Source organism: Thermodesulfobacteriota bacterium, assembly GCA_036397855.1.
Classification (GTDB): Bacteria; Desulfobacterota_D; UBA1144; order Nemesobacterales; family CSP1-2; genus DASWID01.
In genome coordinates this window covers 1-6,368 of record DASWID010000160.1, presented here as the reverse complement: position 1 = coordinate 6,368, position 6,368 = coordinate 1, and the positions used below count along the sequence as shown (strand labels likewise).

At 43.3% G+C, this 6,368-nt stretch carries 5 protein-coding genes; all 5 read left to right on the top strand.

Translation table 11 applies throughout. From position 1 onward, the window contains the following. Positions 1-439 precede the first annotated feature (439 nt). Entirely contained in the window at positions 440-1,432 is a 993-nt protein-coding gene (locus tag VGA95_12620; protein HEX9667383.1) for a lyase, read from the top strand. Positions 1,433-1,646: 214 nt separating this feature from the next. Next, complete coding sequence (locus tag VGA95_12615) at positions 1,647-2,654, top strand: NAD(P)-dependent alcohol dehydrogenase (GenBank protein ID HEX9667382.1); 1,008 nt, start codon at positions 1,647-1,649, stop codon at positions 2,652-2,654. Between the two features lie 44 nt (positions 2,655-2,698). Then, positions 2,699-3,124, top strand: coding sequence for an OsmC family protein (locus VGA95_12610; protein ID HEX9667381.1), 426 nt, complete (start codon positions 2,699-2,701; stop codon positions 3,122-3,124). Positions 3,125-3,350: 226 nt separating this feature from the next. Next, the gene (locus VGA95_12605; GenBank protein ID HEX9667380.1) at positions 3,351-4,136 is read left to right on the top strand and encodes a hypothetical protein; all 786 of its coding nucleotides are present in this window, start codon (positions 3,351-3,353) and stop codon (positions 4,134-4,136) included. A 664-nt stretch (positions 4,137-4,800) separates the two neighbouring features. Then, positions 4,801-6,368 (top strand): M3 family oligoendopeptidase (locus tag VGA95_12600; protein HEX9667379.1); only part of this gene is annotated, 1,568 nt, incomplete at its 3' end.

Below are 6,368 nucleotides of genomic sequence, written 5' to 3'. Positions count from 1 at the left end.
AGTCACCTAGGATAATTCCTTTTCTGATATTTAAAGGATCGTACGAAAAGAGTCAAGTAGTTTCACAAAATGAATGACAAGTAAACGTCCAATCCTCCACTCCACCTGAGGAAGAAACCTCCCTTATGGGCAGGTCTTCTTCCTTTAATAAAAAAGAAGCTGATATGTCTTAACTATAGATTTAATTTGTTTTAACCCATCGCGGATAATAATAATAGCATTGATAGTCAAAGTTCCACTATAATATCTTACAACAGTCGGGTGGCGGAGTGTATCGGGCTTGAGGTCTATTAGTATAGGAACCATTTAACTCAAATATGAAGACAGAGTCGGCATAGAAGCATACGAAAATGTTAAAAACGATTCGGGCGAAATCTGTCAACGAAACCTTATCCCTTTATCTTGATTCTTTTATTGTTAATATATTAAGCGGAAGACCATGTTAAAGAAGAGCTTACTTTGCCTATTAATAATGCCTTACGCTTTTATTGCATTCGGCGATGAAGGAATTCACGTTGACATCAAGGAATGGAAAGTACCCTGGGATAACACGCGACCGCGTGACCCATTTATTGGTCCTCGAGGGCTTGTTTGGTTTGTAGGGCAAGTCGGTCATTATATTGCGAGCTTTAATCCTGAGAACTATGAATTTAAGCGTTACAATTTGGAAGAAGGCACCGGGCCACATAATTTAATAGTAGCAAAAGATGGCACAATCTGGTTTGCCGGTAATTTAAAAGGGTATATCGGAAGGCTAAATCGTAAAACTGGCGAAAATATAAAATATGTCATGCCCGATCCGAGGGCGCGTGATCCACATACACTTGTATTCGACGGAAAGGGACATATCTGGTTTACAGTACAAACGGGAAACTTTATCGGACGTTTAAACACAAAAAGCGGCAAGATAGACTTAATTGAAGTACCAACTTCACACGCAAGGCCATATGGCATTGTCGTAGATAGCAATTCCCGGCCCTGGATAGCCAAATTCGGTAGTAACAAATTAGCTACAATAGACCCCGAAACACTGAAAATAGAAGAGATAGAATTACCAAGAAAGGATGCGCGACCAAGGCGCCTCGGCATAACGTCGGACGGTCACATATGGTACGTCGATTATGCAAAAGGCTATCTGGGTATGTATGATCCCACGACCAGAGGATTTAAGGAGTGGAAGGCTCCCTCAGGGAACAAATCAGGCCCATACGGGATGGCTGTAGATGATAGTGATCGGATATGGTTTGTTGAAACGATGCAATTCCCTAACAATCTGGTAGTTTTTGATTCAAAAACAGAGACAATCATGGATATAACTCCCATCCCAAGCGGAGGGGGTTCAATTAGACATATGTATTTTAATAAGCCAACTCGTGAGATTTGGTTCGGAACAGATACCAATAATATTGGGAGAGTGGTTGTACCTAAATAGATTTTATCATCGGTCACAGGTAATTAAAGAAGTGGTACATCCCCGTTTTTTCCTTAACACAAAGATGGTGTCGCCTATAAAACTAAATGGTCGACAACTCATTTAGTAATTAACTGTGACTTAGATCGATTCGGGGAGATTTTCCCAATATAATAATATAGTGTATAAAGTAAGTTATTATCTTGATTTTCGATTGAATTGACAGGAGGGAAGCATGAAAGCCTTTGAGATAAAACAAGCATCTGGTATTGACTCCCTGATACTTGCCGAGCGCCCGGACCCAAAGCCAGGATACGGACAGGTACTGGTGAAGATAAAAGCAGCATCGCTCAACTACCGCGATTTGCTGGTGGTCAAGGGTGCCTACAGCCGAAATCTTCCCCCGGGTCTCGTTCCCTGCTCTGATGGCGCAGGCGAAGTTGTCGAAACCGGAGATGGCGTAACACACGTCAAACCTGGAGACCGGGTCGCCGGCATCTACATGCAGACCTGGATATCCGGACAGCTTGATGAGAGCAAAGCGAAGTCAGCTTTGGGCGGTGCTATTGACGGTGTGCTCGCCGAATACGTTTTATTCCACGAAGACGGATTGGTACGCGTCCCGGAACATCTGTCATACGAAGAGGCAGCCACATTGCCCTGCGCGGCGGTAACTGCATGGAATGGGCTGATCACCTCGGGTGGCCTGAAGCCTGGCGATACAGTGCTGGTGCTGGGCACGGGAGGGGTTTCCATCTTTGCGCTACAGTTCGCCAAGATTTCTGGCGCAAGGGTGATTGCCACATCCAGCAGTGATGAGAAGCTGGAGCGGGTTAAGCAGTTGGGCACATCAGACGGTATAAACTATAAGTCCACGCCGGACTGGGACAAGAGGATATTGGAGATAACCGGTAGGAGGGGCGTAGATCATGTTGTCGAAGTCGGCGGTGTGGGAACGCTGCCAAAATCACTCCGCGCGGTGCGTATGGGAGGACATATCAGTCTGATTGGTGTGCTTACCGGAGCAGGAGAAGCCAACCCCTTGCCTGCGGTGATGAAAAATATTCGCATTCAAGGCATCTATGTGGGCTCTCGTGAGATGTTTGAGGCAATGAATAGTGCTATAACTTTGAATCAACTTCATCCGGTGATTGATCGCGTGTTTTCGTTTGAAGAGAGTAAGGAAGCATTTCGCTACATGGAAAGCGGCGCGCACTTTGGGAAAGTGGTTATTCGACTCTGATATGATGAAAGTATCCGTATCAACAAAAAACCAAGGAGGGAATCATGAAACGAAAAGCCTCGGCAGTCTGGAAAGGCGATCTTAAAAGCGGTAAGGGAGCGATCTCGACCGATAGCGGTGTTTTATCGAATACTCAATATTCCTTCAGCACGCGCTTTGAAGATGGAGCCGGTACAAATCCGGAAGAACTAATAGCGGCAGCCCATGCCGGTTGTTTCTCAATGGCGCTCTCCGCACAACTTGGCAACGCCGGCATAGTTGCCGAAAGCATAAATACCGCTGCCACGCTTACAATGGAAAAGCTGGAAGCTGGCTGGACCGTGACTGGAATTCATCTTGACGTGACCGCCAAGATTCCGGGGGCAGATCGGACGGCCTTTGAAACGGCGGCCAAAAACGCAAAAGAGGGATGTCCGATTTCCCGCCTTTTAAATGCCAAGATTACGATGGATGCAAAATTGCAAAGCTAATGACTGAAGAAAAATTGGAAAAGTAACAAAGAAAGTTTTAAAAAAGGGTGTGTCCGTGTTTTTTCGCTTTTGGTTGATTATACATTTTTCCTTGACATAAAATTAGAGTTATATTACTATCAAACAAACTAACAATTTGAAGTCGAACAATCAGAATACTCAGCCGTTATGGCATCGAGTGGCAAGAATTTACGCAGAAAAACAGCATTTGAAAGGGAGGTAATTTATGATCAGATTCCGGTTGGGCATTTTGGTATTAATGCTGTTGCTGTCGATTTGCATTTTTGGGCCACACCCTACCTTTGCCCAACCTCCCACTCCCACGCCACCGGTTTTTAATTTGGATCATTTCAAAGCATATAACATTCACGTTAAAGAAAAAAAACTCCCAGAAGTCAGTGTTCAAGATCAATTTATGCCCTATAGACCCGAGAAAATAAATCCTGATAGAATTAGATTTTTTGCCAATCCAGTTAGTAAAGACAATGCAGGCAAAAAAGACGAGTTTGCGCATCTCACTTGGTACCGAATTCGTAAAGATAAACCGGAGAAAGAGATCACGTACCTTAACCAATTTACAGAATTTAAACCAAACAAAATAACAGTCCGGAAACTTTCGGCTCTCCTTGTACCTACTGAGAAAATAGAAAAAAATAGTCAATTCCCGAAAAATTTGGATCACTACCTTTGTTATCAAGTTGTTACGGGTTTTGATCGATCTAAGCAGATTACACTTGACGATCAATTTCAGGAAAAAGTCACGACTTCGGCCGGAGGACCCGAGTATTTTTGTAATCCATCCTCCAAGAACAATGACCCAATTAAAAATAATGAAGACCATCTAGCGGTTTACGTTCTCGGTAGGGGCAAAGAAGTAGATAAGGAGATTACAATAAAAAACCAGTTTAAGAAACAGAGCTTGAAGGTCCTGGATCAGGTATTTTTGTTAGTTCCGACAAAAAAACTGAAGGTTTCTCCCCCGCCTGGTAAACACGATGATCAAATGCAATGACGAAATGAGGCATTTGTCTTCTTGTTATCCGAGAATACTCACAAAAATGGGATGCGTCGACCCTTTAATTTGCTGTACTCTTTGAGCCAGCTGAGATAGAAATACAATGTTCGTCTTTAAAAAAGACAGGCTCAGGCTTGTTCCCACGTTGAGTGATATGGTGTGGTAAGTTAGCAAATACGGTTCTTGCAACCCCGGGCATATACACAAAGTTTAGGACCATATATAACATTAAAGGGAAGCGTCCCCTTTAATTTCTTTAATTTATAAAAAAGCCCAAAATGAAAACTATTTAAGTTAAAGTTGTCAACAAAAGATTTGACCCCTAATTCTATATTTTTTTTCATTAATAATTAGAAGATAAGTGGAGGACCGAAGTCCTCCGCTACATTTTTCTTCGAGGCTGGCTTGTCTAAGTCCTGAGTAGCGAGCTCGTCGAACTATCGAAGGATCGAAGGGAAGCGGCTCTTACAAGGTTGCTGATTTATTTCCTTCCTCTCGAACATCCAGGTTTTAACGGTATAATCTACAATTGATTTTTTTGGGGCGTTCAATTGAACGCCACTACAAACAATGAAAGGATAAGATTATGTCTGAAGCAAGTACGACAACTAAAATGAATTGGGATCTATCGAGCTACTTTCCTGAATTTGAAGGACCAGAGATGAAAAAGTTTAAGGAGGATTTAAGGAAAGATATTGCTGATCTCAGAGAGAAAACATCGTTCTTGTCTTCCCTGGGTGAGTCCAACCAAAAGGATTGGGATGAGGTGTTCTTGAAGAATGAGGACATACTCAGGCGCTTCTCACACCTAAGTTCATACATAAATTGCCTGGCTTCGTGTGACGCAAATAATGAGGATTACCTAAAAGAAGAAGCAGAACTAGCAGTTATGGGGGCCGAATTTTCAAAGCTCAAGGTTGAATTACTGAGAGCTGTTAAGGATACCGAGGATGAGGCATTTGAATCTTTCGCAAAAGGTGAAGCCTTTGAAGACGCCAGATATTTTTTAAACAGGTTGCGGGAGGAATCGAAGTTGAGGATGAAACCAGAACTTGAGATCTTGGCGGCAGATCTGGGTATAGACGGGATCAATGCATGGGGGAGGCTTTACGATACTGTTTCCGGAAAGCTTGAATTTGATATGGAGTTTCCTGATGGTACAATCAAGCGACTTCCGATTTCACAGCGTAGATCTCTGATGGAAAGTCCGGATCGAAGAATTCGGAAGGCCGCATTTGAGGGTGGAAATCTAGCGTGGCAGAGTGTAGGAGATGTAGTGGCTTCGGCCCTGAACGCTATTTCTGGCACTCGACTTACACTCAACCGTCACCGTGGAGTCGACCATTTTCTTGATGTGGCACTTTTCCAGTCTGCAATCACACGCAAAACCCTTGACGCTATGTTCGAAGCAGTATATTCGGAACTGGAATTGCCTAGAAAAATTCTACGCCTGAAAGCTGAAACAATCGGCACTAAATGGATTTCCTGGTATGACCTCGGCGCTCCACTCTCATTTTCTGAGCAAAATAGTATTTGTTGGGAAGACGCTAAAGTACTTGTCGGATCTTCATTCAAGAGTGCCTTCCCTGGCCTTGGGGAATTCATTGAAATGGTCTTTGACAAAAACTGGTTAGAATGGGAGCCCAGATCCGGGAAGCGCCCCGGCGGCTTCTGTACAGGATCATTACTCACTAATGAATCAAGAATTTTTATGACATTTAATAATACGATCGGAGATGTGCTTACTCTGGCCCACGAAGCCGGTCATGCATTTCATAGCCATGTTATGCGCGACCTTCGTCCATACGCCAGAAACTATCCGATGACCCTGGCGGAATCTGCTTCAACTTTTGGAGAAATGATCCTCACAAATGCATTGCTTGAAGACCCTTCAATAGATGACGAACAGAAAGCCCTGATGTTGGATATGGAAATAAATCACGGAGCGATATACCTGATGGATATACCTGTACGCTATGAATTTGAAAAATCACTTTATGAAGAACGCAAAAATGGCGAACTTAGTGTGAGCAACCTTAAGGATTTGATGAGTGACACGCAAAGGCGTGTATTTGCAGAAGTACTTGAAGAAGGAGGGGTTGACCCCTATTTCTGGGCATCAAAGCTCCATTTTTACATAACAGGTATTACCTTTTATAACTTTCCTTACACGTTTGGCTATCTGCTAAGTCGTGGTCTCTATTCATTGTTTCAGAAAGATGGAAGAGA

Bases quoted from the DNA above. Each gene is read 5' to 3' on its own strand.
- VGA95_12615 (HEX9667382.1), top strand. From the start codon at position 1,647: ATGAAAGCCTTTGAGATAAAACAAGCATCTGGTATTGACTCCCTGATA.
- VGA95_12605 (HEX9667380.1), top strand. From the start codon at position 3,351: ATGATCAGATTCCGGTTGGGCATTTTGGTATTAATGCTGTTGCTGTCG.
- VGA95_12610 (HEX9667381.1), top strand. From the start codon at position 2,699: ATGAAACGAAAAGCCTCGGCAGTCTGGAAAGGCGATCTTAAAAGCGGT.
- VGA95_12620 (HEX9667383.1), top strand. From the start codon at position 440: ATGTTAAAGAAGAGCTTACTTTGCCTATTAATAATGCCTTACGCTTTT.